This window comes from Catenulispora yoronensis (assembly GCF_039531695.1).
GTDB classification, from domain to species: domain Bacteria; phylum Actinomycetota; class Actinomycetes; order Streptomycetales; family Catenulisporaceae; genus Catenulispora; species Catenulispora yoronensis.
Map to the genome: position 1 here is coordinate 1 of NZ_BAAAQN010000067.1, position 25,500 is coordinate 25,500.

20 protein-coding genes are annotated in these 25,500 nt (G+C 71.0%); 11 read left to right on the forward strand and 9 right to left on the reverse strand.

All coding sequences use genetic code 11. The annotated features are described in order from the left end of the window. Window positions 1-184: 184 nt before the first annotated feature. Together glnII and ABD481_RS38255 are read left to right on the forward strand one after the other, a co-directional pair. Window positions 185-1,204, forward strand: a complete 1,020-nt coding sequence (gene glnII / locus ABD481_RS38250; protein ID WP_344670770.1) for a glutamine synthetase — start codon at window positions 185-187, stop codon at window positions 1,202-1,204. 240 nt (window positions 1,205-1,444) lie between these two features. Then, window positions 1,445-3,616 carry a PIG-L family deacetylase gene (locus tag ABD481_RS38255; RefSeq protein WP_344670771.1) on the forward strand — a complete coding sequence of 724 codons (2,172 nt, stop codon included), beginning with the start codon at window positions 1,445-1,447 and terminating at the stop codon, window positions 3,614-3,616. On the opposite strand, the gene ABD481_RS38260 is transcribed toward ABD481_RS38255, so the two are convergent. From ABD481_RS38260 to ABD481_RS38270, 3 genes are all read right to left on the reverse strand, one after another. Next, window positions 3,613-4,926, reverse strand: a complete 1,314-nt coding sequence (locus ABD481_RS38260) for an McrC family protein (protein WP_344670772.1) — start codon at window positions 4,924-4,926, stop codon at window positions 3,613-3,615. The two genes, ABD481_RS38255 and ABD481_RS38260, sit on opposite strands and share 4 nt — an antisense overlap. Before the next feature lie 41 nt (window positions 4,927-4,967). After that, window positions 4,968-7,148 (reverse strand): AAA family ATPase, encoded by a 2,181-nt coding sequence (locus ABD481_RS38265; protein ID WP_344670773.1) that lies wholly within the window; start codon window positions 7,146-7,148, stop codon window positions 4,968-4,970. 127 nt (window positions 7,149-7,275) lie between these two features. After that, window positions 7,276-7,842, reverse strand: a complete 567-nt coding sequence (locus ABD481_RS38270; RefSeq protein ID WP_344670774.1) for a TetR/AcrR family transcriptional regulator — start codon at window positions 7,840-7,842, stop codon at window positions 7,276-7,278. Between the two features lie 111 nt (window positions 7,843-7,953). On the opposite strand from ABD481_RS38270, the gene ABD481_RS38275 reads away from it, so the two are divergent. Continuing rightward, window positions 7,954-9,024 carry an aldo/keto reductase gene (locus ABD481_RS38275; protein WP_344670775.1) on the forward strand — a complete coding sequence of 357 codons (1,071 nt, stop codon included), beginning with the start codon at window positions 7,954-7,956 and terminating at the stop codon, window positions 9,022-9,024. On the opposite strand, the gene ABD481_RS38280 is transcribed toward ABD481_RS38275, so the two are convergent. After that, on the reverse strand, window positions 9,012-9,887 hold the full coding sequence (locus tag ABD481_RS38280; protein WP_344670776.1) for a lysoplasmalogenase: 876 nt from the start codon (window positions 9,885-9,887) through the stop codon (window positions 9,012-9,014). The genes ABD481_RS38275 and ABD481_RS38280 overlap by 13 nt on opposite strands. Before the next feature lie 219 nt (window positions 9,888-10,106). On the opposite strand from ABD481_RS38280, the gene ABD481_RS38285 reads away from it, so the two are divergent. From ABD481_RS38285 to ABD481_RS38300, 4 genes are all read left to right on the forward strand, one after another. Then, the gene (locus tag ABD481_RS38285; RefSeq protein WP_344670777.1) at window positions 10,107-10,739 is read left to right on the forward strand and encodes a hypothetical protein; all 633 of its coding nucleotides are present in this window, start codon (window positions 10,107-10,109) and stop codon (window positions 10,737-10,739) included. A gap of 124 nt (window positions 10,740-10,863) precedes the next feature. After that, window positions 10,864-11,388 carry a hypothetical protein gene (locus ABD481_RS38290; RefSeq protein ID WP_344670778.1) on the forward strand — a complete coding sequence of 175 codons (525 nt, stop codon included), beginning with the start codon at window positions 10,864-10,866 and terminating at the stop codon, window positions 11,386-11,388. Window positions 11,389-11,612: 224 nt separating this feature from the next. Next, window positions 11,613-11,879: a TSCPD domain-containing protein gene (locus ABD481_RS38295; protein WP_344670779.1), complete on the forward strand. Its 267-nt coding sequence runs from the start codon at window positions 11,613-11,615 to the stop codon at window positions 11,877-11,879. Window positions 11,880-11,994: 115 nt separating this feature from the next. Continuing rightward, entirely contained in the window at window positions 11,995-13,227 is a 1,233-nt protein-coding gene (locus ABD481_RS38300) for a globin domain-containing protein (protein WP_344670780.1), read from the forward strand. A 42-nt stretch (window positions 13,228-13,269) separates the two neighbouring features. Here ABD481_RS38300 and ABD481_RS38305 read toward each other — a convergent pair whose 3' ends face one another. After that, a complete protein-coding gene (locus ABD481_RS38305) occupies window positions 13,270-13,722 on the reverse strand; it encodes an RrF2 family transcriptional regulator (RefSeq protein ID WP_344670781.1) in 453 nt (150 codons plus the stop codon). Window positions 13,723-13,803: 81 nt separating this feature from the next. Beyond that, window positions 13,804-14,496, reverse strand: coding sequence for a hypothetical protein (locus ABD481_RS38310; RefSeq protein WP_344670782.1), 693 nt, complete (start codon window positions 14,494-14,496; stop codon window positions 13,804-13,806). A 273-nt stretch (window positions 14,497-14,769) separates the two neighbouring features. Here ABD481_RS38310 and ABD481_RS38315 point away from each other — a divergent pair, with 273 nt between their 5' ends. Together ABD481_RS38315 and ABD481_RS38320 are read left to right on the forward strand one after the other, a co-directional pair. After that, complete coding sequence (locus ABD481_RS38315) at window positions 14,770-15,741, forward strand: GNAT family N-acetyltransferase (protein ID WP_344670783.1); 972 nt, start codon at window positions 14,770-14,772, stop codon at window positions 15,739-15,741. Window positions 15,742-15,883: 142 nt separating this feature from the next. Beyond that, window positions 15,884-16,537, forward strand: coding sequence for a hypothetical protein (locus ABD481_RS38320; protein WP_344670784.1), 654 nt, complete (start codon window positions 15,884-15,886; stop codon window positions 16,535-16,537). Between the two features lie 64 nt (window positions 16,538-16,601). Here the strand turns inward: ABD481_RS38320 and ABD481_RS38325 are convergent, their stop codons facing one another. Continuing rightward, window positions 16,602-17,627, reverse strand: coding sequence for an Lrp/AsnC family transcriptional regulator (locus ABD481_RS38325; protein WP_344670785.1), 1,026 nt, complete (start codon window positions 17,625-17,627; stop codon window positions 16,602-16,604). A 128-nt stretch (window positions 17,628-17,755) separates the two neighbouring features. Between ABD481_RS38325 and ABD481_RS38330 the strand changes: the two genes are divergently transcribed. Together ABD481_RS38330 and ABD481_RS38335 are read left to right on the forward strand one after the other, a co-directional pair. Then, on the forward strand, window positions 17,756-19,288 hold the full coding sequence (locus tag ABD481_RS38330) for an MFS transporter (protein WP_344670786.1): 1,533 nt from the start codon (window positions 17,756-17,758) through the stop codon (window positions 19,286-19,288). Between the two features lie 160 nt (window positions 19,289-19,448). Then, window positions 19,449-21,632 carry a S53 family peptidase gene (locus tag ABD481_RS38335; RefSeq protein ID WP_344670787.1) on the forward strand — a complete coding sequence of 728 codons (2,184 nt, stop codon included), beginning with the start codon at window positions 19,449-19,451 and terminating at the stop codon, window positions 21,630-21,632. Between the two features lie 231 nt (window positions 21,633-21,863). Here the strand turns inward: ABD481_RS38335 and ABD481_RS38340 are convergent, their stop codons facing one another. Together ABD481_RS38340 and ABD481_RS38345 are read right to left on the reverse strand one after the other, a co-directional pair. Continuing rightward, window positions 21,864-22,691, reverse strand: coding sequence for a DUF1684 domain-containing protein (locus ABD481_RS38340; protein ID WP_344670788.1), 828 nt, complete (start codon window positions 22,689-22,691; stop codon window positions 21,864-21,866). A 299-nt stretch (window positions 22,692-22,990) separates the two neighbouring features. After that, window positions 22,991-25,456, reverse strand: a complete 2,466-nt coding sequence (locus ABD481_RS38345; RefSeq protein ID WP_344670789.1) for a cell wall-binding repeat-containing protein — start codon at window positions 25,454-25,456, stop codon at window positions 22,991-22,993. Window positions 25,457-25,500 lie beyond the last annotated feature (44 nt).

Genomic DNA, 25,500 nt, shown 5'->3' on the forward strand with positions numbered 1-25,500 from the left:
GGTGTGGGGGGTGGGACGGGGAGGGGGTGGTGGTGATCACCGTGGGTGGTGGTGGGGTCATCGTCGGTCAGTTGATCTGCCGTTAACACGGGTGAAACGGGGGGGACTTGGGGGGTGGTGATGCTGCCGGTGGGGCGCGGGGCTGGTCCGGGCCGGTGGGTTCACTAGTGGTGAGGGACGACTGATGGTCTACAAGGCTGAGTACATCTGGGTCGACGGGGTGCGGCCTACTGCTGGGCTGCGGTCGAAGACGCGGGTGCTGGAGGACGGGGCTGTGCCGCCGGTGTGGGGCTTCGACGGTTCGTCGACGTCGCAGGCTGAGGGGCGGTCGTCGGACCGGGTGCTGCGGCCGGTGTTCACGTGTCCGGACCCGATTCGGGGTGGGGACTCGGTGCTGGTGCTGTGCGAGGTGGAGAACATCGACTTCACGCCGCACGAGTCGAACAACCGGGCGGAGGCGCGGGAGGTCGCGGAGCGGTTCGCCGAGCAGGAGTCGTGGTTCGGGATCGAGCAGGAGTACACGCTGTTCCGGGACGGCCGGCCGCTCGGGTTCCCGGAGGGCGGTTTCCCCGCCCCGCAGGGTCCCTACTACTGCGGTGCGGGTGCCGATGTGGTGTTCGGGCGCGAGCTGGTCGAGAAGCACCTCGACTACTGCATCGCGGCCGGGCTGAAGATCTCCGGCATCAACGCCGAGGTCATGCCCGGGCAGTGGGAGTTCCAGGTGGGCCCGGCCGGGACGCTGGAGGTGGCCGACCACCTGTGGGTGGCGCGGTACCTGCTGCTCCGTACGGGTGAGGAGTTCGGCGTCACGGTGTCCTTCGACGCGAAGCCGCAGAAGGGCGACTGGAACGGCGCCGGCGCGCACACCAACTTCTCCACCAAGGCGATGCGCGAGGGCTACGACCCGATCATCACCGCGTGCGAGGCCCTCGGCGAGGGGGACAAGCCCGCCGTGCACGTCCGCGCCTACGGCGCCGGCATCGAGGACCGCCTCACCGGGCAGCACGAGACCGCGCCCTGGAGCGAGTACAGCTACGGCGTGTCGAACCGCGGCTCGTCGGTGCGCATCCCGTGGCAGGTCGAGGTGGACAAGAAGGGCTACATCGAGGACCGGCGCCCGAACGCGAACATCGACCCGTACGTCGTGACGCGGCTCATCGTCGACACCTGCTGCAGCGCGCTGGAGAAGGCCGGCCAGGTCTGACCGGCCCCGGCTGAACGCCACCAGTTGAACGACACCAGCTGAACCAGCGACAAAGACGTCCCCGTCGCCCCCGATCCGGATCGCCGGATCGGGGGCGTCGCTTTTGTGCCCTCACCCCTATGGCGGACGCCGAGTCCCCGTGTGGGGTGACGCACCCCGAGCAACCCCGTGGCTGACCTGCGCGTCTGGCTTATCGTCCGGGGAAGGTCAGGGGGAAGCCAGCAATCACGGGGAGTCCAGATGCCCAACGTGTCGCGACGCGAGGTGGGACTGCTCGGCATGGGCCTGCTCGCGACCGGCGTCCTGGGCGCCGACGGCGCGGTCACGGACGCCGCCGACCAGCGGCTCCCCCGCCCCGCGCGGCTCACCGGCCGCGTCGCGTTCCTGCAGGTCGTGGCCCACCCCGACGACGACCTCTACTTCCTGAACCCCGACGTCGCCGACTCGGTCCGCACCGGCGGCGAGGTGACCACCGTGGTGCTGACCGCGGCCGAGGCCGGCGGCGGCGCCCGGTTCGCGGCGGCCCGGCAGCACGGCCTGCGCTCCGCATACGCCCGCATGGCCGGCGCGGACGAGGACGACCCGTGGCGGACCACGGCGCTGGTCACCCGCGGGGGTGCGGCCCGGCTGTGCGAGCTGCGGGCGAATCCGCAGGTCCGGCTGGTCTTCCTGGACATCTCGATGGGCGGCTACTGGGGCTCGGTCCCCGGCGACGAGAACCACACCCCGCTGGCCGCGCTCTACCACGGGACCGAGACCACCCGCCCGGTCCTGCGCCCGGACGAGGACGCGGTCAGCGGCGGCGTCTACACCCGGGACCAGCTCGTCGGCACGCTGACCGACCTGATGGACCGCTTCGCCCCGACCGTGATCCGCACCATGGACCCGGACCCCGAGCGGCGCGGCATGGGCCCGCAGGAGCGGGTCTGGGCGACCGACTCCGGCGTCCACACCGACAACGAGGACCACACCGCGACCGCCTGGTTCACCTATGCGGCGTACGCGGACCACCGCGCGCGCCGCGGCCCGTCCGAGGTGGGCCTGGATTCGTACATCGGCTACGGGAACGCCCGCTGGAAGCACAACCTCGGTGGGCCCAACGCCCGGGAGAAGCTGAAGTTCCTCGGGGTCTACGGCTGGGCCGACCGGCGGCGTTGCGGGGATCCGGTGGGCTGCGGGGACCAGACGGTCGGGGGCGACGCGGCACGTCCTGGGTGGTCCCAGAGCACGAACCTGCGGCATCCGGGCACCACCGATTGGCTCCGCCTCGATCCGGCGGGGCGGTTGCGGGCGTTCGCGGTGGTCGGCGGGCAGGCGGTGGTGTGGCGGGAGACAGCAGCCGGGAGCGGGCGGTTCGACGTGGCGGTCGGCATCGAGAGTGTGGCAAGCGCCGCGAATGTCGAGGGCGGCGCGCAAGGTTCCCAAAGTTCCCCATTCGGCGTAACGCCCCGGCGCCCCGACCAGAACACCGCGGCAGCGCTGACCCCGCACGTGTCCGTGGCCGTCGACGGCTCCGGCCGGGCCCATCTCGCCGGCCTGCGGGCGATCACCGACCCCGATCGAGGTACCTGGACGCACGAGATCGTGGTGACGAGCGAGCGCGCGGACGGCACGTTCCAGCCGTGGACCAGCCTCGGCGCCCCGACCGGGCCGAGGTCGATGGACGCGCACGCCGTCGGCTGTCCGGAAGCGGCGGTGGACGGCCGCGGGGTGCTCCACGTCTTCGCGCGCAACGCCGACAACTCGGTGTCGTGGCGCCATCGCGACCTGGCAAACGGCCCGGCAAACGGCCCGGCCCCCGACGCGCCACCCTGGAGCGACTGGCGCGACATCGGCGGCCACCAGGTCCGGGACGGCCTGACCGCGACCATCACTCGAACGGGTGACGTCGAGCTGCACGCCAACGGCCACGCGTTCTGGACCTGGCGGATCGGCGCCGACGGCGAGCCGCGAGCGGTCCGGACCTACCTGCCTCCGCTAGGCGATCCGCCGACGGTCAGGACCCGACACGACGGCTGCATGCTGATGGCGGCCCGCCAGGCGAACACCGGCGAGCTGACCGTGCGATCCCGCCCGCCGGACGGCGCCTGGGGACAAGTCCCCGTCGACCTCGGCGGCACCGGCGGCTTCGGCGTGATGGCCCTTCAACCTCACGGAAACGGCGCGTTCGTCGCTCAGCGCGGTCGCCACGGTCTGGTCGAGACCGTGTGGCAGCCGAACCTCGGACAGCAGAAGGGGGTCCGACGCTGGGTCGGCGGACCCGGGCCGATTCACCGGCCGGCGTTGGCGACCGACGCGCACGGACTCGCGGTGGTGGCAGCGGTGGGTCCGGATGGTGCGCTGTACACGGCGCGGATCGATGCGGCGGATCTGCCGCGGACGCTGGAGTGGCGGGCCTGGCGCGCGGCCTAGGACTGATGCTGGTCCATTGCCGCGCGCAGAAACCGACGAAGCGGCTCCGCAGCATCGATCGGCGCCTGTCGGACGTCGAGACCAAGCACGGCGATCGTGCCGAGCTTCCCGCGCGGGCCTTTGACATCAAGACGGCGTTGAATGGCACCGGCCTCTGACGGATAGACGATTGCAGCCGAACCAGTGGCCGTGTAGCCGTCAACATAAGTAAGAAGTTGATGGACGTCACGAGAACTGACGCGCCGCGCGTCATAGGACTTGTACTTCGCATCAAGCGGGAGATACGCAGGCGCCGAGCTGGGCCCGAATCGGACGAGAACATCAGGCCTGAACGGCGATCGGGAGGCCAGGTCACCAGTCATAGTGATGCCCTGCCCCCGGCTGCTGTCCGTCACAACGCCCCCAAGAGGACGGACAACGTCCTGTACCAGTGCACGAACAACCGCCTCCCAGAGCGCGCTCATACGAAGCAGCAAGCTATCGGCAGCCTGCCCGGTGTCCGCCAGCAGATCGGTCACTCCCCCACCACGCAGAATCAGTTCAGACCAGGTGTGGGCTACGCGATAGCGGGAGTTGAGCCGGTTATAGCGGGAGCGATCGAGCTTTCGCAGGACCGGTTCGAGCCGCGGCGAATCAGGAAACTGAGTCGCGATGGTTGCGATATCCCGAGCCAGAACCTCGTTGCTGGTGATGCGCGCGGCGACGCGTAGCGCCGCCCCGCACAGCTCGTTCTCCCAGATTCCCGTCTCACGGTCAAAAGTACGGACATGGAGCCTGTCGATCTGACCGAACCGCCGTGTGATCTGCGATGTGACGTCGAGACGTCCCCGAAGGACCGTGTCGACGCCCGACCGAGGCACATAGTCTCGCCGAAGGCCGCCGCGCAGCAGCTCGCGGCACTCGGCAACCAGCTCCGCGGCGATGAGGTCCGCGATGCCATGCCGGCTGGTCTGCCAACGGCGGAGGGAGGGTTGATGCGGGACCGGCGTGGCGAGCGCATACCGGAGCCACCTGATGAGCTGGTCGCCGCTGATCGCCAACTTCGGGTCGATCACCAGCCGGACTCGGTCGAGCACAAGGACACCCACCACGGCGTCAGCGGTGATCTGCCAACCATGACGTGCTTCGGTGACCCGCAACGCCTTCCTCGCCTCAAGATCGGCGAGGCGACGCCGGTCGGCCGACGTCAGCCGGTCGTAAGGAACGATGGCTGACGAGTACTCCGCGAGCCGCAGTTCGAGGCGATCGTCGTCCGCACCCGACGCCGCTCGACTCCCGGCCGACCGGCCCAGCGGCACGCCGTCAGACATCGAAGTCACCGAAGCTGCCGAAGTCACCGAAGTCACCAAACTCACCCACCGAAGTCATCGAAGCGCCCGGGCCCGGCGGCACTGTCCGCGAACTCCGCGTCCAGCGCCGCCGCCAACTCGCCCGGGCCCAGGCGCGCCGGCCGACCCGTCGCCGGGTCCAGCAGCCCCTCACCAAGAAGCCGGAGCAAGAGATCACGGCTCCCGAACGCGTAGTCCTCCAGCAGCGGCACGATGTCGCCGTAGAACGCGGCCTCCAACTGCTCCTCCGAGGACAACGGCTCGCTGCCGTCCAGCAGAAAGGCCTGGCCGAGCTGGTGATCGGCGTCGATCTCGCGGGCGATCCGGTCGTTGAGGCCGACCAGGAAGTCGGCCAGGTCCAGCGGACCGACCGTGCCGGCCACGGCCTCCGGATCCGGAGGGACCTCCTCGAAAGCGAACCGGCGGCGGATCGCCGCGTCCAGGTGGCCGACGCTGCGGTCGGCGGTGTTCATGGTGCCGATGATCCGGAGGTTCGAAGGCACCGTGAGCGTGCGGCCCGACAAAGGCAGCCGCGCGGCCATCCCGCGCTTGTCCTTCTCCAGCAAGGTCACCAACTCGCCGAAGATCCGCGGCAGGTCGCCCCGGTTGATCTCGTCGATGATGAGCAGGTACGTGGTGTCGGGATGGCCTTCAGCTTCCTTGCACAGCCTGTGGAACAGGCCGTCGGTCCGCCTCAGCGCCAAGCCCCCGGCAGCGGATTCCGCGGGTTTGTAGGCCTCGACGAAGTCCTCGTAGCCGTAGGACGGGTGGAAGGTCACCAGCTGCACCGGCGGAACGGCGCGGTTGCCGCCGGCGTCGTCGGACAACAAGCGTCGGACAGCTTCGTCGCGCTCGGCCGGCGACGCCTCGATCGTTTCCGGGTCGCCCGACATGGCCAGCGCCACATCGAACGCGAGCCGCGTCTTCCCCGTGCCGGGAGGTCCGAAGAGAATCACCTGGCCCTTGCGGTCCAAGGCGTTCCAGACCCGGCGGACCGCTTCGGGAAGCTCGTTGCGGTTGACGACCCGGTTGACGACCCGATTGCCGGCCCGGTTGCCAGCCTGGCCGACGACCCGGCCGACGCCGATGGCCTCGCTGACGGCCGTCTCATCGGACAGAACCGCTCGCGAACGGCGATGCAGCTGGGCGTCAAAGAGCGCGTGCTGCTGGGAAACGGGCCGCGTCGCGCGTCCGCGTTCAAGCTGGCGGAGCAACCGGTCATCGACCTTCGCGAAGGTGCCGCGCCAGCCGCCCTGTGGTTGGCGCAGCCGCTGGGCGTAGGAGGTGTCCCAGTCCACGGCGACCAAATGGCCGCCGCTGTGGCCGGGGTCGAACGAGTAGCCGTGGGTGACGGTCCCGATGCCGAGGACCTCCGACAGCCCTTTGTTCGCGACGATCCGGTCTCCGGGGCGCAGGTCGCGGTACTGGATGAGCGAGTTGGCGGTGCGCGTGTGGTTGACGTTGGGCCACAGCGCGGAGAGCGCATCCCGGACCTCGACGTTCGACGAATACTGCGACAGGTCACCGATTTCATGCCAGTCGACCGACATGTAACCGTTCGCCAGGCAGGCATCCCACCAGACCGCGTTCTCCCCGGGCGCGACTTTGATCACGACCGGTCGTTCGGCCGCCGGGGAGAAGTACTCGTAGAGCAGGACCGCGACCTCTAGCGGGCTCCACTCCGCCAGGACCGGATGGCTCTCGGCGAGGTGCAGCAGACGGCGGTTGAGGCGCCACGTCCGTTCGTCCTGCTGTTGGCCTATGCGTGCGTCCTCATCGAAGAGGTAGATGAAGTCACGCAAGTGCGCATGCGAGTAGATGGGCATGAAATCGTTGGGGAAATACGTCGCCAGAGTCTTGGTCACCAACGCCTGCCCGTACGTGAGCAGCGGCACGTCGTCCAGCCGATCAAAATTCCTGAGGCCGACGACGTGGAACGCGAGGTCGAAGCAGGACCGCAGTTCCTGCCACGCCCGATCCGGGACCATGCCCTCCAACGGTCTGGCCAGGCGCCAGCCCCCGGACCTGGCCAGGTACATGATGTGCTTGCTGGCGCTGCCGCCCTTGATGGAGCCGAGCGTCGGCGTCTCGTACTCCATGACCTTGCAGAACGGGGACCCGAACAGACCGTCGTCGGGAGTCGTGCCGAGCGCGTATCTGTGCAACGGCAGATCGTGCCAGAGGGCCAGAGGAAACTCCTTCATGACCCGCGCTCGTTCCTCTTCGGCTGCTTGCAGAAGGTGAGCACGGCCGGCACGGTCGAATGCTGCGATGGCCTGATCCAGGCTCAGGATGTCCGACACTCCGCCATTCTCGGGGACCCCGCACCCCTCACTCCACCATCCGCAACCCGCCCACCAACCACCCCACCACTCGCCGCGCGTCATAGCGCGGATCCTCGCCCGCGCCGATGCACAGGTTGCCGACGGCGCGCATGAGTTCGTAGGCGGTGGTGTCGGGATGGATGTCGCCGGTGGCTTTGGCCGCGGTGATCAAGTCGGCGCAGACCGGGACCAGGCGGTCCAGGAAGTAGGTGTGGAGGGTGTCGAACTCGGTGTTGTCGGGGTGGAGGGCGGCGGCGAGGCCGTGCTTGGTGACGAGGAAGTCGACGAAGAGGTCGATCCAGCGGGCGAGGGCGGTGTGGGGGTCGGTGCTGCCAGCCAGCAGGGTGGGGCCGGCTTCGGCGCAGGCTTCCACTTGGTGACGGTAGACGGCCGTGACAAGGTCGCCGCGGGTCGGGAAGTGGCGGTAGATGGTGCCGGTGCCGACGCCGGCTTTGGCGGCGATGTCGCGGACCGGGGCTTGGACGCCTTGTTCCACGAAGACCGCGGCGGCGGCTTCGAGCAGGGACTTCTCGTTGCGGCGGGCGTCGGCGCGCTTGGGTTTCAGGTCGGTCAAGGCGCTCGTCTCCCAGGAGGTCGCGGGGGCGGTTGATAAACGGAACGTTGTTCCGTATCGTTCTTAGCGGAACGTTGTTCCGTTTCCATCTTGCCATGGAGGACTACACCCATGCAGTACCGCACTCTTGGCCGTACCGGGATCCAGGTCAGCTCGCTCGCGCTCGGCGCGATGAACTTCGGGGCCATTGGCCGCACCACGCAGGAGGAGGCCACCGCGATCGTCGACGCGGCGTTGGAGGCCGGGGTCAACATCATCGACACCGCCGACGCCTACAGCGGCGGCGACTCGGAGGTGATGGTCGGCAAGGCCATCAGTGGTCGGCGGGACGACATCGTCCTGGCCACCAAGGCGTTCTTGCCGATGGGCGAGGACCGCAATCGGCGTGGGGCGTCGCGGCGGTGGCTCGTGACGGCACTTGAGGACAGCCTGCGCCGGCTCGGCGTCGATCACGTGGACCTGTATCAGATTCACAGGTGGGACCCGACGACCAGCGACGAGGAGACGCTGTCCGCGCTGACCGATCTGCGGAGCGCGGGCAAGATCCGGCACTTCGGCAGTTCGACCTACCCGGCCTATCGGATCGTGCAGGCCCAGTGGGCCGCGCGGGAGCACAGTCTGGGACGGTTCGTCACCGAGCAGCCGCCGTACTCGATCTTGCAGCGCGGTGTCGAGGCGCACGTGCTGCCCGCGGCGGAGGACCACGGCCTCGGGATCCTGGCGTGGAGCCCGCTGGCGTCGGGCTGGCTGTCGGGGGCGATCCGCGAGGGCCGGGAGATCGCGACCAACCGGTCGCGGCACGCGTTCACCGCCGGCCGCTTCGACCTGACCGTTCCGGCCAACCAGGCCAAGCTGGCGGCGGTCGAGCAGCTCGCGGCGATCGCCGACGACGCCGGACTGGCGCTGGTCCAGCTCGCGCTGGGCTTCGTGACCGCGCATCCGGCCGTCACGTCCGCGCTCATCGGTCCCCGGACCGTGGAGCACCTGCGTTCGCAGCTCGCCGCGGCCGATGTCGTGCTGTCCGCGGAGGTGCTGGACGCCATCGACGGCGTCGTCGCACCGGGCGTCGACCTGGCTCCGGGGGAGAAAAGCGACACGCCGCCAGCTCTGCTCGATCCGGCGCTGCGGCGACGGCAGGGCGGTAGGGCGGTAGGCAGTAGAGCGGCGTATCAGACTGCGTAGTTGAGAACAGGGTTCTGTGATCGCCGTGCCGGGGCGACACCGGACCAGGCCAGCGCCAGAAGGAACTGTGCGGCGACATAGGTCGGCATCACGAGGGTGCTCTGGTGCGGCAGCAGGTGAACCTTCGCCAGATCGAGGGCGATGAAGGCGTCCGATATGAGGAACAGCGCGCCGCCGATCGCAGCGGTGCGGGACAAGCCGGACGCGGCCAGCGCCATGCCGACCAGGAGCAGGCTGTAGGCCACGACGGGCACCAGCAGCGAGCCGAGGCCCGACCAGCACAGGGCGAGCAGCACGACCCAGGCGGCGGCGTAGCCGCCGAGCGCGGGGCGACCGACGGCAGCGAGCGCCCCGCGGCGGCGGAGCGTCAGCAGATAGCAGACGTGGCCGGCGGCGAAGCAGCCCATGCCGACGAGGAACCAGTTGCCCTTGCCGATCAACGCCGTGTCGCCGGCGCCGCCGAGGAGGATTCCGGCGAGGGGGAGGCGGAGGTCGGAGCGGAGGAACGCGGGAGAAAGTGCGCCGGAAGCGCCGGAAGAAACGGCCAGAGAACCGGCAGAGGCAGAGGCAGAGACGGAGGCAGAAGCGGAAGCAGAGGCGGAAGCGGAGTTGGAGGCGGAGTTAGAGGTGGAAGCGGAAGTGGAGTTGGAGGTGGAGGTGAAAGCAGTGGCAGAAGCAGAAGCGCCGGTCGCGGCCTTGGCGGCGTACCAGGTGAAGACCGCGAGCAGCGGCATCAGCATGGGCTTCGTGATCCAGTCGCCGACCCGCACGCCGGCGTCGGACAGCACGATGTTCGTCACGCTGAGCACCGCGTAGGCGATGGCTGCGCGGCGGGCCGCCGGGGGCAGGTCGGTGATCGTCATGACCGGCGATCGTACTCATGGGTAACCCTGGGGAGAAGGGGTGGTGACCGGCGGGTTCGGGCGATCGGGCGGGGCGCGCCGCCCCCGGGCCGTCATCATTCCGTAACAGAATCCTGATCTCCTCTTTCCCAACTCCCTGATTCAGTAGGGAATCCATCCCTTGTCCGCGACGCGGCGTAGGACAACGATGTGGTTTACCGCAGACCAGGGAGGGTGAGTATGGGCAACGCCTTCGCACCGAGCAGCCGGATCTCCCGCGCCATCCAACTGCTGACGTTCGGGGCCGTCGCGGTCGCGTTGGGGGCAGTCTCGTGGCGGTGCACGCCGCTGAACCTGCCGGATGTCGGGCAGTTCGCGGGGATCGCCGGTTCGGCGTTTCTGGGTGGCGTGCTGAATCCGATCAAGGATGTGGCGGCCGCGAGGGGCGCCGCGGAGGGGTTGCAGACGAAGTTCGACGCGTTGTGGCTCGCCGCGGTGGCGATCGGCGGTGGCGCCATCGTCAGTGGGGCGCTGGCCTTGGGGATCGACGGCCAGCGGCACGTGAACGCGGCCGCGGCGCTGACGGCGTTGACGACGGCGTTCGGCGGCCTGTTCCTCGACACCTCGAAGCTCACGCACCTGCCGGATCCGTCGACGACCGCCAGTGGCGCGACCGCCGCAGCCGCGGCCGCTGCCAACGCGGGTGGCGGCGGTGGCGGCGGTGGGGCCGGCGTGTTCGTCGTCGGAGGCAGCGGAGGCAGCGGAGCCGCCAGCGGGAGCGAAACGGCCGGCCCGACCAAGGACACCAGCGGGAACAAGGACACCGGCGAGAGCAACGCTGCCGGCGACAGCAAGGACAGCGGCGGCAGCTGACCGTCGCTCCATCCACCCGGGTTCCACCCCCCTTCCACCCCCGGGTGGACGCCGTTGCACCCTCTGAGCTGCGAATCTCTAGATGTCGGCAAGACACGGAGCGGCACTAGAGGGGAAAACGGAAATGGACATCAGCGTCTGGATCGTCAACATCGTCGTCCTGGCCTCGGTCCTGGGGACCGACCTCGGGCGCCGGGAGGTCACCAAGGCGCGCCTGCTGCGGCCGGCCATCGTGGCCGCGGTGATCGTTCCGATCTACGTCAAGCACCCGGCGACCACCGGGACCGGGCTGGCGCTGGAGCTCGGCGGCGCGGCGCTGGGCCTGATGCTCGGCCTGGCCGCGGCGGCGCTGCTGAAGGTGCGGCGCGAGGAGGCCACCGGCAAGGTCTACACGCACACCGGCGCGGCCTACGCGGCCCTGTGGACCGGCGTCATCGGCGCCCGGCTGGCCTTCTCCTACGGCGCGCAGCACTGGTTCACCCAGAGCCTGGGCCGGTGGATGGTCGAGCACCAGGTGACCGTGGACGCGCTGACCGACACGCTGGTCGTGATGGCGATCGCGATGCTGCTGGGCCGGACCGGCGCGATGGCCGCCAAGCGGGGCATGGCCGCCGGGCGCGGCGGGCAGGCGCACGCGCTGGCCGCGTGAGCGGGACACGGCGGGCTCCGAAAGAACTGAATACCGCGAAGCACCGCTTGAGACCGCCGGGCCATCCGCCCGGCGGTCTTTCGCGTGTTCATCAGGGCCCTGCAACCCGACACGCCAGTTCGACCGGACGACGCGGGACGGGCCCGGGCGAGGCGATAGCCTGCCGTCCTCATCCTTCGGCGCCGGCCGCCACGACCGGTGCCAGAACCCTGAGGAGATCCTCGATGACCCAGGTCAGGCTGCCCCGTCAACGTTCGTCGGAGACGGTCAGCGTGGTGGTCGGCGGGTACGGCGGGCGGGTGACCGTGGCCCGCGAGGACGGCCGGGCCCGGGAGGTGTTCCTGACCGCCGGCGGCCACGGATCGACGGTGGCCGGACTGCTGGAGGCGGTCGGCACGGCGATCAGCCTGGGGCTGGCGCGCGGAGCCCGGCTGGAGGACTACCACGCCGCGTTGGAGCTGCTCGGGCTGAAGGACGACATGCTCAACTGACCGCCGGCCGGCGACGGAACAGCAACCGAACGACCCCCGCTAAAAGTGGAATCCCAGATGCATGTTAACGTGGCGAGCGGTTCGAAGATCCGACCGCACCACGTCAGGAGTCACCTTGCTCTCCGAGGAATCCACCGCCACCGTCCGCGCCACCCTGCCCGCCGTCGGCGCGGCCATCGGGGACATCACCGAACGCTTCTACGCCCGCCTCTTCGAAGCCCACCCCGAGCTGCTGCGCGACCTGTTCAACCGCGGCAACCAGGCCGCCGGCACCCAGCGGCGGGCGCTGGCCGGCTCGATAGCCGGCTTCGCCACGCACCTGGTCGAGCACCCCGGCACCCGGCCGGACGCGCTGTTGTCGCGGATCGCGCACAAGCACGCCTCCCTCGGCGTCAGCGCCGCGCAGTACAAGGTCGTGCACCAGCACCTCTTCGAGGCGATCGTCGAGGTGCTGGGCGACGCCGTGACGCCCGCCGTCGCAGCGGCCTGGGACGAGGTCTACTGGCTGATGGCGAACGCGCTGATCGCGCTGGAGGAGCGGCTCTACGCCGAACGCGGCTACCTGGTCGGCGGCACCTGGGGCGACTGGGAGGTCGTCGGCCGGCGCGAAGAGACCGCCGACGTGGCGACGTTCCTGCTGCGGCCGGTCGGCGGCGGCACCCCGCAGCCGTTCCAGGCCGGGCAGTACGTCTCCGTGCAGGTCGAGCTGCCTGACGGCGCGCGCCAGATCCGCCAGTACAGCCTGGTCTCGGCGCCGGACGCGGAGGTGCGGCAGATCGGCGTGAAGCGGGAGCGCGGCGGCGAGGAGAGCCCGGCGGGCGAGGTCTCGAACTTCCTGCACGATCACGTCCGGCCCGGTCAGGTGCTGCGGCTGTCGGCGCCGTTCGGGGACTTGGTGCTGGAGGCGGCGCTGAATGGCGCGGAGTCCGAGGGTGCGGCGGCCGCCACAAAGCGCCCTCTGCTGCTGGCCTCGGCGGGCATCGGCGTGACGCCGATGGTCTCGCTGCTGGCCGAGCTGGTGGACCGGGAGCACCCGGCCCCGGTGGCGGTGGTGCACGCGGACCGGAGCCCGGCAGCGCACGCGCTGCGCGACGATCAGGCGGCGCTGGCCGAGAAGCTGCCCGCGGGCTCGACGCACTACTGGTACGAGGAGGACGCCGGCGAGCTGGGCCGGACGGGCTACGCGGACCTGTCGGACCTGGAGGTGCCGCCCGGGACCGCGGCCTTCCTGTGCGGGCCGATGCCGTTCATGAAGTCGGTGCGGGAGCAGCTGCTGGTCAAGGGCGTGCCGGCGGCCGACATCCACTACGAGGTCTTCGGGCCCGACCTGTGGCTGGCCTCCGCCTGAGCCGGGCCGGGGCCGGGGCCGGGCTTCCGGCCGGCCCCGGCCCTACGGCCGACGGCTGAGCGTCAGCAGCAGCGGCCCGGTCGGCGCCGCGGTGACATCCTCGATGCTGAGCTGATCGAGTGAGGTGTAGAACGCCTCCTGGGCGGCCCGCAGCGCGCCGCGCAGGCGGCAGGCGGCGTTGATCGGGCACGGCTCGTCGTCGTCGACGCAGGCCGCGAGGTCGCCGGAGCCTTCGAAGGTGCGCACCACGGCGCCGACCGAGGCGGCGCGGCCGGCCGCGGTCAGGACCAGGCCGCCGCCGCGCCCGCGGCGGGCCTGGACCAGGCCGAGGTGCTGGAGCTTGCCGACGACCTTGGCCATGTGGGTGGTGGCGGCGCCCATCGCCTCGGCCACGTCGCGGGTCGTCGGCAGTTCGTCCGGCTCGGCGTCGGGCGGGACCACGGCCAGGCGCATCAGCAGGCGCAGGGCCAGGTCCGTGGACTTCATCAGGCGCATGGTGTCGAGCTTACGTCGCCCGCCGGTCTAAGTGGTATCGGCGATACGACTTTCAGGTCGGCGAGCGCCCGCCGCCCGGCGTCACGGGTCGACGCCCGGGTCGCGGCGCGCCCGCCAGGCGTAGGCGCCCAGGCCCGCGACGACGGCCGGCAGGCCCAGCAGCAGCACGATGGCGTCGATGCCGCGGCGGGTGTCGTCGTCGGTCTTGACCAGCAGCTGGGTGGACTGGCCGCAGGCGGCGGGCGGGTCGCCGGGGCTGCTGCGGGCGCAGGCGGTGACCGAGTACCAGACCTCGGCGCCGGGAGCGGTGGTGTCGACGATGTCGAGCGGGGCCTCCGAGAGCGGGGCCGGGGTGCCTTCGGCCAGGTCCTGGACGGTGCCGGCGACGATCCGGGCCTGGAGGTCCAGGCGCTGGCCGGGGGCCAGGTCGGCGATCCAGGTGGGGAGTCTGGCGGCGTCGGCCAGGGCCGGACTGGCGGCCAGGGCCGGACTGGCGCTCAGGACGTGGAAACCGGCCGGGAGCAGGGCGCTGACCGCGAGGTGGCGGTAGGGCAGACGGCCGTCGTTGCGGAGTTCGATCGTGTAGTCGATCGCGGCGCGCTCGTCCTCGGGGGTGCCGCCGCCGAGGACCGCGACCGTGAGGCCGGGCTGGGCGGGGGCCGAGGAGGGGCCGGGGGCGGTGTCCGCGGCGGCTGTGGCGGCCGCGGGTCCGATGAGCGTGAACGCCGTGGCTGCGACCACCCGCAGCAGCCTCGGCCCGCGTTTGTGACTCACCGGATCGGCGGTTCATGTCGGAACCGGCATTCGATCACGTCGGCGCGCGGGTCCCTTGTCGGGGTGGCCGGGGTTGGCGGGGCGACGGGGGTAAAGAGCATGGCGATCGGGTCCTTTCGCTCGTTCGTGCGACCCCCGGGCTTCGGCGGCCACCCGTCCGAGCCTGCAAGCCCGCGGCGGGGCCCGCATCCCCGATGCGTCCGCACGAGGGAATTCGGACTCGCCCAAAAAACCGGATGGCAGCCCGCGTGGGCAGCGGTTACGGTCGGCCGCATGCCCGAGGAATCCAGCTCCCTTACCTGGCGGTCGCTCACCACCGGGGACGCGAAAGCGGCGGCCGACCTCCTGAACGCCATGGAGGCCGTCGACCAGATCGGCCAGCTCTATACCGAAGAGGACACTCTGCAGGAGTTGATCGATCCCTACCTGGATCTGGAGCGTGCGAGTTTCGGCGTCTTCGACGACGACGTGATGGTCGGCGACATGAAGGTGAGCTACAAGCCGGCCACCGAAGAGGTCCACCGGGTCCTGATCAACGGCGGGGTCCACCCCGACTACCGCCGCCGTGGGATCGGCACCGCGCTCGTGGAAGCCGGGGTGGCGGCGGCGAAGGCACTGCACACACAGCACGATCCGGGAACGCGGCTCGCGATCGACCTGCACTGGGCCGAGCACATCGCCGGCGCGGCCGAACTCTTCCGTTCCCAGGGTTTCGCGCCGGCCTGGTACGACCAGCAGATGGAGCACCCGCTCGGTGACGCGATCCCTGAGACAGCGGTGCCCGACGGGCTGCGGGTCGAGCCCTGGTCGCAGCAGAACGACGAGGAGTTCCGGATGATCCGGAACGAGGCGTTCAAGGACGCGGGGCTGGCGGAGATGCCCGTGGACAGCTGGAAGAACAGGATGACCGACCACACGTTCCGGCCCGAAGCCAGCTTCCTGCTCCGGGACGTGGCGAACGGGGCTCCGGCGGGCGTGCTGCTGACCAAGTGCTGGGAGGCCGACGCGGCGGCCACCGGCTTCCGCGACGCGACCTTCTTCCTCATCGGCACGCTGCGGAACTACCGGCGGCGCGGCGTCGCCGGCGCGCTGATCGGCCATGCGCTGCGGGCCGCTGCCGACCAGGGCTACGACCGTGCGGTCCTGCGCGTGGGCTCGGCCACCCCGACCGGGGCGTTCGGCATCTACGAGAAGGCAGGGTTCGTACCCGGGTTGCGGTTCGTCCGCTGGGGGCTCGAAAGCTGAACCACGGGCCCGGCAGCGGTTTCCGGTCGCCGAGAGCATGACAGAACTCTGCGTCAGGGCGCCGTCGCGGTACCACAGACGCGCCCGCCTTTGTAGACTCGGTGCCTGCATATCCGCTTCTACCTGCGGGGGAACAGAAGAGATGGCGACGACGGACGAGAACACCGGCGGCGGCGAGCCGATCCGCTACCAGCTCACGCTCGGCGAGGCGTGGCAGCGGATCCGCCTGGACGAGAACGCCGAGGCGGACTCGAAGGCGTACCTGGACGCGGTGTTCGCCTCGGTGCCCGCCGAGGCCGCCGAAGCGGCCCGCGGCCTGATCGAGGCCCGGCTGACCACGCAGATAATGGCCGGGCGCGCCAAGGGCGGGATCGACTTCTACATCCCGGCGCCGAAGGTGGGGGCGGGTCCGCTCCCGGCGCTGACCGTCATGGTCGCCGAGGTGAAGATCCCGACCGTCACGGTCCCGGAGCCGGCCGACATCGTGGCCCGCGTCGCCGCCGCCAACCCGACCGCGCGCACCGGGGTGATCGCCGGGATGCCCGCGGTCCGCATCGACCGCAGCACCGGCGTCGACGACAGCGTGCCGACCGACGCGGACGACGACGAGGACGAGAGCGGCTCCCGGGGCGGTCCGCGGCACATCGAATACGTGCTGCCGGTGGCCGGGGACGCACAGCACCGGTGGCTGTCGATCGCCCTGACCGGCCAGGCCGGGCCCGGCGGCGACGAGGCGAAGGTCGACGCGGCGGTGGCGGCGTTCGACCAGGCGGTGTCCGAACTCGTCTGGGAGTAGGCCCGGGTGTCCGAACTCGTTCGGTCAGCCGAGTGCCCTCAGGCCACCGCGGGCTTGATCGGCCTCAGGCCACAGCGGGCGGATCGAACAGCCGCACTCCATCGGTCATCAGGCCCGCGCGCTTCACCGTCCGCAACGCCGGTGTGATCTCCAGCTGCGCGACCTCCTTGATCGCGCCGAGCCGCATCGTGACGTATTGGTACAGCCCTTCGATGTCGCGGCAGACGACCACGGCCAACAAGCTCGTCGCGCCCGTGGTCGCGGCCGCGAACGGGACCTCGGGATGGGAGCCCACGGTGCTCCCCACCGCCTCCAGATCCGAGGGCGCCACCGCCGCGGACATCAACGCCTCGACGTTGAACCCCAGGTGGATGGGCAGGACTTCGACGTCGAAGAAGACCACGCCCTCCTCCGTGAGGTGGTCCAGGCGTCTGCGGACGGTGGACTCGGACTTGCCGGTGGCCGCCGCCAGTTCGGGGTAGGTGGCGCGGCCGTCCCGCTCCAGGACGTTGAGCATGGCGCGGTCGGCGGGATCGAGCTCGAATCCGCCCATGGTGCCGAAGTCGGTCGGGCGTCGCAGAGCCAAGATCTGGTCGTCGTCGAGCTCGTCCAGGCCGCGCCATCCGCCGGGGCCGCCCGTCCACATGTGCAGGATGGTGCGCGCGCTCACGCCGGTCACCTGCCGCGTCCCCGGCAGCTTGTCCAGCAAGAGCGAATCCCGTTCGCGCCGGCTCCGGGAGCGCGTCATGCACGACACCTCGGCGCCGCCCGCGTTGATCGTCACCCAGGCGATGTCCGGGCGCCGGGCCAAGGCCTCCGCGATGGCGCCCGCCGTTCCCGGAACACAGTTCACCCGCACCTGTGACTGATAGAGCCCGACCCGCAGGCCCAGAGGCAGCCCGATCACCCGCAGCAGCCCCTCGCCGCGCAGGCGGCGGTAGCGGCGCGTCACCGTCTGGTCGCTGACGCCCAGCACCTCGGCCAGCCGGCTGAACGGCACGCGACCGTCGATCATCAGCGCCTGCACCACCTGCCGGTCCAGGCTGTCGAAGGGCGCGATCACCGGGTCGACGGGATGGTTGTGGTTCATAGGAATCCATCATCACATCGATATCCGGTATCGGAAACCGTCACCACACCTCGGTTGGCTCCCCGGTTCCCGCCATCGGATGCCACCGTCGAGACGTCCCGAAGAACTCCGTCCCGGGGGAGGACCCCATGCGTAAATGGCTACCGCTGGTCGCGGTCTGCCTCGGCACGTTCATGTTGCTTGTCGACGTCACCATTGTCACCGTCGCCCTGCCTGACATGGCGCGCAGCCTCCACACATCGTTCGCCGACCTGCAATGGGTGATGGACGTCTACGCCCTGGTGCTGGCCGCGCTCCTGCTGGCGGCGGGTTCGCTCGGCGACCGCTCCGGCCACCGGCGCGTCTACACCGTCGGGCTCGTAATCTTCGCCGGCGCCTCCCTGGCCTGCGGTCTGGCCACCGATCCCAGCGTGCTGATCGCCTTCCGCGCCGTCCAGGGCGTCGGCGGCGCCGCGATGCTGGCGACCACCGTGGCCCTGATCAGCCACCTCTACTCGGGACGCGACCGCGGCACCGCCTTCGGCGTCTGGGGCGCGGTGAACGGCGCCGCCGCCGCGGCCGGCCCGATCATGGGCGGCCTGCTGACGCAGCACCTGGACTGGCGCTGGATCTTCTTCGTCAACCTGCCGATCAGCGTCGTCGCCATCGCCATGACACTGCGCTACGTCGGCGAGTCCAGCGGCGAACAGCGCGGCCGCCTCGACCTGACCGGCCTGGTGACCTTCACCGCCGCCGCGGCCCTGGCCACCTACGCGCTGATCAAGGGCAACGACTACGGCTGGGGGTCCACCCGCACCATCGGCGTCTTCGCCGGAGCCGCCGTGGCCCTGATCGCCTTCGTCGTCACCGAGCTGGTGGTCCGGGCGCCGCTGCTCGATCTGAGCCTGTTCCGCCGCGGCACGTTCACCGGCGTGATGATCGGCGCCCTGCTCCTGTCCGGGGCCGCTTTCTCCTACCTGGCGTACGAGTCCCTGTGGCTCCAGTCCGTCCTGGGCATGGGCCCGGTGACCGCCGGGCTCTGCTTCCTGCCGATGAGCGTCGCGGCCTTCTTCACCGCCGCGCTGGCGGGCCGCTTCCTGGAGGAACGCGTGCCCGCCGGGCTCCAGATCGGCCTCGGCCTGCTCCTCATCGGGAGCGGCGCGGCGGCCCAGGCGATGGTCGACGCCACCTCCGACTGGACCGTCCTGGTCCTGGGCCTGGCCACCACCGGCGTCGGCGTCGGCCTGTCCACTCCCATGCTGGTCAGCGCCGCCGTGAACGCGGTCGGGTATCAGCGCGCGGGGATGGCCAGCGGCGCGGTCAACACGGCCCGCCAGCTCGGCAACGCCCTGGGCATCGCCGTCCTCGGAGTCCTGTTCCACAGCGGGCTGTCCAATTCCGCTCACGACGCCGGGATCGGCGACCTCACCGACCGCTTGGCCTCCGGCCAGTCCGGCGCGGTGCTGGCACAGACGGCGCCGGAACGCCGGGCGGCGCTGGACCACCTCATCCACGCGGCGTTCGCCTCGGGGCTGCGGTCGGCGGTGCTGGCCGCGGCGGTGATGGGCGCGGTCGGCGGGATCGCGACGCTGTTGCTGGTTCGCAAGCCGGCGGCGGCGCAGGGCGCGGGAGCGCACGGGGCCGGTGCCCAGGCGGCGCCGCCGGTGAGGGTGGAGGCATAGCGGGGCGGAAGAAGCGAAGTGCCGTGATGGCGGAGGCCGGGAAGCCCGGTGCTCCGCCATCACCGACACGCGAGCTATCAAAATACGCCGATTACGCCCTTGACATGGCTAATGTTCGATCTGCCCGATCAGCGGTCGACGAGCAGAAGGCGACATTTCCATGGCGGGACTGTTCCGACGCGTCGCGGTGTGGCCCGCGGCGCTGTCGATGGTGGCGTGCACGGTGGCCGCGGGCGCCGACTCGACGTTGGTGGCGACCGCGGCCACCGAGACGGCCACTGAGACGGCCACGGTGCGGATCGGGCTGGCGGGCGCCGACCCGAACGGGTTGGAGTCCTACGCGCTCGCGGTGTCGGATCCGAACAACACGCGGTACCGGCAGTTCCTGTCCCCGGCCGAGGTGCGCAAACGATTCGGACCGACTCCCGCGCAGGTGCGGAAGGTGCACCGGTGGATCTCCGACTCCGAGCTGAGGATCACCGCCGAGAACAGCCATTGGATCGACGTGTCCGGTACGCCGGACCAGGTCGCGAAGGCTTTCGCAGCGGGCATCGCGCGGCGGCGGGTGCCCGGGACCACGATGGCGTCCGCGGCCGCCGCCACGGTGCCGTCCGAGCTGGCCGGCGCGGTGTCGAGCGTCGCGGGGCTCGGGCGCCGGCATCACGGGGTGCGGCTGTTCTCGCATCGGGTCGGCCCGACGCGGGGGCTCCGGGGGCTGAACCCGGGTGGGCCGATGCTGCCGACGGGACCGGACGGGACGCCCGGCGATGCGTCGCCGGACGCGTCGCCGGACACGCCACTGGACGCATCGCCGGACGCATCGCCGGACATGCCACTGGACACGCCACTGGGCACGGCACCGGACACCGCACCAGGCACCGCACCAGGCACAGCGGCGGCCACGACCGGCCCCGCCCCCACCGACTCCCCCACCGACTCCCCCGGCGGCTGCTCCCCCGCCTGGGGCGCGGCCCCCGCCGCCGGCTTCCCCGCCGGGTACCACGACCCCGAGTCCCTCGCCGTCTGCGCCTACGTCCCCAGCCAGCTGCGCGCCGCCTACGGCGTCACCGCCTCCGGCTTCACCGGCAAGGGCTCCGTGATCGGCATCGTCGACGCCTACGGCTCGCCCACCATGCGCGCCGACGCCGACCAGTTCGCCTCCTCCGTCGGCGACCAGCCGTTCGCCGACGGCCAGTACCTGGAGACCATCGACACCTCGAAGTGGGCCCACGTCGGCGACGGCGTCTGCGAGACGCCCGCGACGTGGGGCGGCGAGCAGGCGCTGGACGTCGAGATGGCGCACGGGCTGGCGCCGGACGCCACCGTCCACTACTTCAGCGCCGCGTCCTGCGACGACCACGACATCGCGGCCACGCTGGCGCAGATCGTGGACCAGCACTCGGCCGACACCGTCACCGGCGCGTTCGGCGAGATCATGCACTTCAGCGACGGCGAGCTGGATCCGGCGCTGGTCGATCAGGAGGAGAGGATCTTCATCACCGGCGCCGTCGAGGGCATCGGCTTCTCCTTCGCCAGCGGCGACTGCGGCGACCAGGCGCCCGGGCTGGCCGGGCCGGCCTGCGACCCGGCGACCGCCCGGGTCCAGACCGAGTGGCCGGCCTCCTCCCCCTGGGTCACCGCGGTCGGCGGCACGGCACTGGCGGCGTCGGCGGCCGGGCAGCGCCAGTGGGAGGTCCCGATGGGGGATCTGCGCTCGGACCTGTCCGACGACGGCCGGTCCTGGGTCCCGCTCCCCGGCGTCTTCTACTTCGGCGGGGGCGGCGGCACCAACGAGGACTTCTACCAGCCGGGCTATCAGAAGGGCGTGGTCCCGGACGCCCTCGCCCACACCGTGGCGGGCGGCACCAAGACCGACGCCGCGATGCGCACCGTCCCGGACGTGGCCCTGAACGGCGACCTGCTGACCGCGGTGGTGACCGGCCACACCGACCCCACGCTCGGGGGCTACGGCGAGGACGAGGTCGGCGGCACCTCGGCGGCCGCGCCGATGTTCGCCGCGATCCAGGCCGTCGCGGCGCAGGCCGCCGGCGGTCCGCTCGGCTTCGCGAACCCGGCGCTGTACAAGCGGTCCGGGACCAAGCAGTTCAACGACGTCGTCGAGCACCCGGCCGGGACTCCGGACCCGATCTCGGCGGTGGTCGACCACGGCACCGCCGACGGCGTGCACGAGGCGCGCCTGTACCGGCTCGACGCCGATCACGGGCTGACGGCGGCGGCTGGCTACGACACGGCCACCGGCCTCGGGTCGCCGACGGTGGAGTACTTCGCCTCCTACAAGCCGGCACCGCCCGCGACCACCAAGCCGAAGAAGACGCTCGGGTAAACAGGACTCATCCACAGAAGCTGTGGGCGGCGGCCGATTCGGCCCCCGCCCACAGTCGTATGTCGTTCTCAGGAAGGCTTCTGACTCATCTGGGCAGGTGGTGGCAGGGATGTCGGCACTGGTGTTGGTGCTGGTGTGAGTAATGGCGTCGGCACCGGCACCGGCCGGTTCACAGGCGCGGGATGCTCCACCGCCACCAACGGCACCGTCACCGTCACCGACTCCAGCCGGTCACGAACCCGGCGCCGGGTCCCGGTCCAGCCGCCGCCGCTCCCCGGCGGCGACCGCCACCGGCAGCCGGTTCCCGACCGGCGGCACCGGGCAGATGAAGTGGTCGCTGAAGGCGCACGGCGGCAGCGTCGCGCGGTTGAAGTCAAGGACGGTCTCCAGCGTCCCGGGGCGCGGTGCGGCGACCGTGAGCTGCCGGAAGCCGAAGGTGTCCGGGCCGTTGGTGGCGTCGCCGAAGGTGATCGACAGCATCGCCCCGTCGCGGGTGACGGCCAGCCGGTACTCCTCGTCGCCGAGCTCGAAGACGAGGTCGCCGTCCAGTTCCAGGCCGCGCTCACGGCCGTCGGCGTTCAACACCTGCTCGACGTGGCCGTGTACGTAGCGCTCGTAGCGGGCGGCGCGGACCAGCGCGGGGTCGTGCGGGAAGCGGTCGATGGCCGCGAAGTTCCGGCGGTTGGCGGACTCCGGGTCGTAGACCCGCAGCGCCACCGCGCCGTCGCGGAGGATCGGGACCAGCTTGCGCGCGCCGTGGGTGAGCACGGTCGGGTCCTCGGCGAGGTCGGGGTTGAGCAGCCGCTGGCCCTCGACCGGGACGCCGCCGACGCGCAGGTCCTCGGCGGCCTCGGCGGTGACGCGGACCCGGCGGCCCGCGGCGGCCCAGCGACCGGGCACGCCTTCGAGCTGAACACCCGGGCCCACGTTCAGCCAGTGCGTGGCCACCAGGGCGAGCGGGCCGTGCGGGCGGGACACCGACGCCTCGCGGGCCTGGGCCCAGTGCCGCCAGTCCGGCGGGGCGACCGCGGCTGAGGCTGCCGGTTCGGTCTCGGGCATGCTGCGCTCCCTGTTTCCTTTATGGCCGTTTGCTATTCAGAGCAACAACGCGGGATAGCGCCGACATTCCGGTCGCGGAACGGTTTCCATGGCCGTTTCCGTATCCGGATGTGGGCCGGATGTGGGCCGGAGCGGTGACCGAAGCCCTCGCCCGACCACGGCAGAAGCCCGCGAGAAAAACGGAAAACGCGTCCGCCGCCCGGAATCTGGATCCGGGCGGCGGACGCCGTGGGTCTCGCCGTCGTACTGTCTCGCAGTCGTACTGTCTCGCGGTCGTGCGGTTCCGTCCCGTTCCGCCGCTACTTCTCCACGCCGCCGACAGCCCGCGTGATCTGGTCCATCACGGTCTGCTTGATGGCGACCGGCCCGCCGAACAGCGAGATGGCCGAGATCTGGTTGCGCATCGTGGTCAGCAGCGGGACGTCGGCCGGGGACAGGCCGGCGGGGTCGGTCAGGATCAGCGGCTGCCCGGCGTTGGCCATGTAGGCGCCGCCGGTCAGGGCGTCGGCGAAGGCCATGCCGGTCGCCACGCCGAACTGCGTCACCGGCATGTCGGCGGCGAACTGCTTCGCGACGGCGGCCGCCGTGGCGTAGCGGTCGTTGCCCATCAACGGGTTCCGCTTGACGTAGGCGGTCGCCGCGACCGCCGCGCCGCCCACCGCGTTGACGTGGAACGTCGGGTCGGGGGTGCCGTCGGCCTTCCGCTGCGCGGCCGCGATGTAGGCCTTGGTGTACGGGTCCAGCGTCTTGCCGTCGGACAGCAGGATCGCGTTGCCCTCGCCGGCCGCCAGCGGGCCGGCCGCCAGCGCGTCCGGGAAGTCCAGACCGGTCGCGACGATGACCTGGTGCGGGGCCCCCATGCCGCGGTTGGCGATGTCCAGCGCGGTGCCGTAGCGGTCGGCCCCGCCGAAGCGCTGCACGGTGTAGCCGAGCCTCTGCAACTGGTTCTGCACGTTCGGGGACACCGCGACGTTGCCGCCGAGGATGTAGACCGTCTTGCCCTTGGGCAGGATCCGCGTGATCTCGTCCGCCGTCGCCTTGGTCAGCGTCGCGGTCTCGGTCAGCAGCAGCGGTCCGCGGTCCCGCTTGGCCAGCGGCACGCCGGCCAGCGCGTCCGGGAAGTTGTCGCCGCGGGCCAGCACCACCGCGTCGGCCTCGGCCCGCGGCGTGTTGTCGCCGCCGGCGTTGGCCCACTGCCGCTGGGAGACCGCGACGCCGGTGGTGTAGCGGTCGTTGCCGGCGATCCGGGACACCGCGATGGGCTGCGGCGGCGGGACGTTCGGCGGGCGCGGGGTGCCGGAGTTGTCGAAGCACGCCGGGTGCAGGTTGTTGAGGTACAGCGCCATGTAGGCCTGGGCCGCGATCTGGCCCACGCGCTGCTCGGCGCCGACGTAGGAGTTCTCGGCCAGATTGCCCGGGGTGGTCGCGGGGTCCCACGGCACGTAGGTCTGGCCGGTGCCGAACCGGCCCTGGAGGCCGATCTCGGCGTCCAGGTGGGTGCCGGCGTTGGTGTTCGCGCTGTCGCCGGGCGCGGCCAGGTTGTAGGCGCCGACCAGGGCGTCGAAGGACCCGTAGTAGGCCGGGAACTGGGTGCCCCAGTCGTTGCCCTGCGGGTAGTTGATCTTCGCGTCCGTCGGCGACTGGTAGATCGGCGCCGGCATGGTGATCTGCGGCACATTGACGGACGGGTTGCTCGGGTCCGGCGCGTACTTGAAGGCCTTCGTGGCGGCCAGCGCGTGGTACAGGGTGCTGACGTTCATCTGGACGGCCTGCGGCGCGCACTGCCCGGCCAGCGCGAAGGTGCCGACCTGCTGGAGCGACTGGTCCAGCGCGGTCATGTACAGCGGGTGCAGGATGTTGTGGTTCTGCACCGTGCCGTCGGGCTGCATGTTCCAGCCCTGGAGCCAGCTCGACAGCTGCCGACCGTTCACCGTGGCCGGGTTCTGCAGGTCGGACTGCATGGCGCCGGTGGCGATCAGCAGGTCCTCGTTGCGCCGCTGCCAGTCCGCGGCGTGCGGGTGGTTGGGCATCATCGCGGCCGCGAGGCCCAGCAGCTGGGCGTCGTAGTTGTCTTCCTCGGTCTTGGTGTCGCCCGGGGTGAGGTCGGTCCCGTTCCGGTCGTACTGGTACAGCTTCTGGCTGGCCGGGTCCGAGGTCAGGGACACGTCGTTGCCGGAGGTCAGCCGGTCGGCCTCGTTGGCCAGCATCCGGGCCACGTCGTCCTGCTCGGAAGGTTTCAGCTTGTCCCAGACCAGCCACGCGGCCTGGCCGGTGTAGAACGCCCACAGCGGGGTCTGCCAGCCGTTGCCCCAGGTGGACACCCCGGCCAGCGAGTTGTTGGCGTAGTAGCGGTGGGCCAGGGCCCGCACCATGATGGCGGCCCGGTTGGCGGCCTCGTCGGCGCTGATGCCGGAGGCGCCCGCGTCCCAGACGTTCAGCTTCACCGCGGTGGCGATCGACAGCGCCGCCATGCCGGGGAGCCGGAAGGTCTGCTCGGGGATGGCGCCGGGAAGGTCCAGGTTCAGGTACCCGTCCGAGGCGACGCCGCTCTTGTACGTGTTCGTATACCAGGTGGTGGCCAGGTACCGGGAGGAGTTCCGCAGTATCTGGCCCAGGTCTTGACCGGGTTTGCCTCCGGGTGCGCTGCCGGAGAACAGCGCGGGGTTGATGGCGACCACATCGCTGCCCGAGGCGGCGATGCGGTTGCTGGCGGCTGAGGCGCTGGGCGCCGAGACCAAGGTCCCGCCGAAGGCCGCGCCTGCCACCGCGAGACTCGATATGACCGATATTTCGCGACTGCGACCCATGT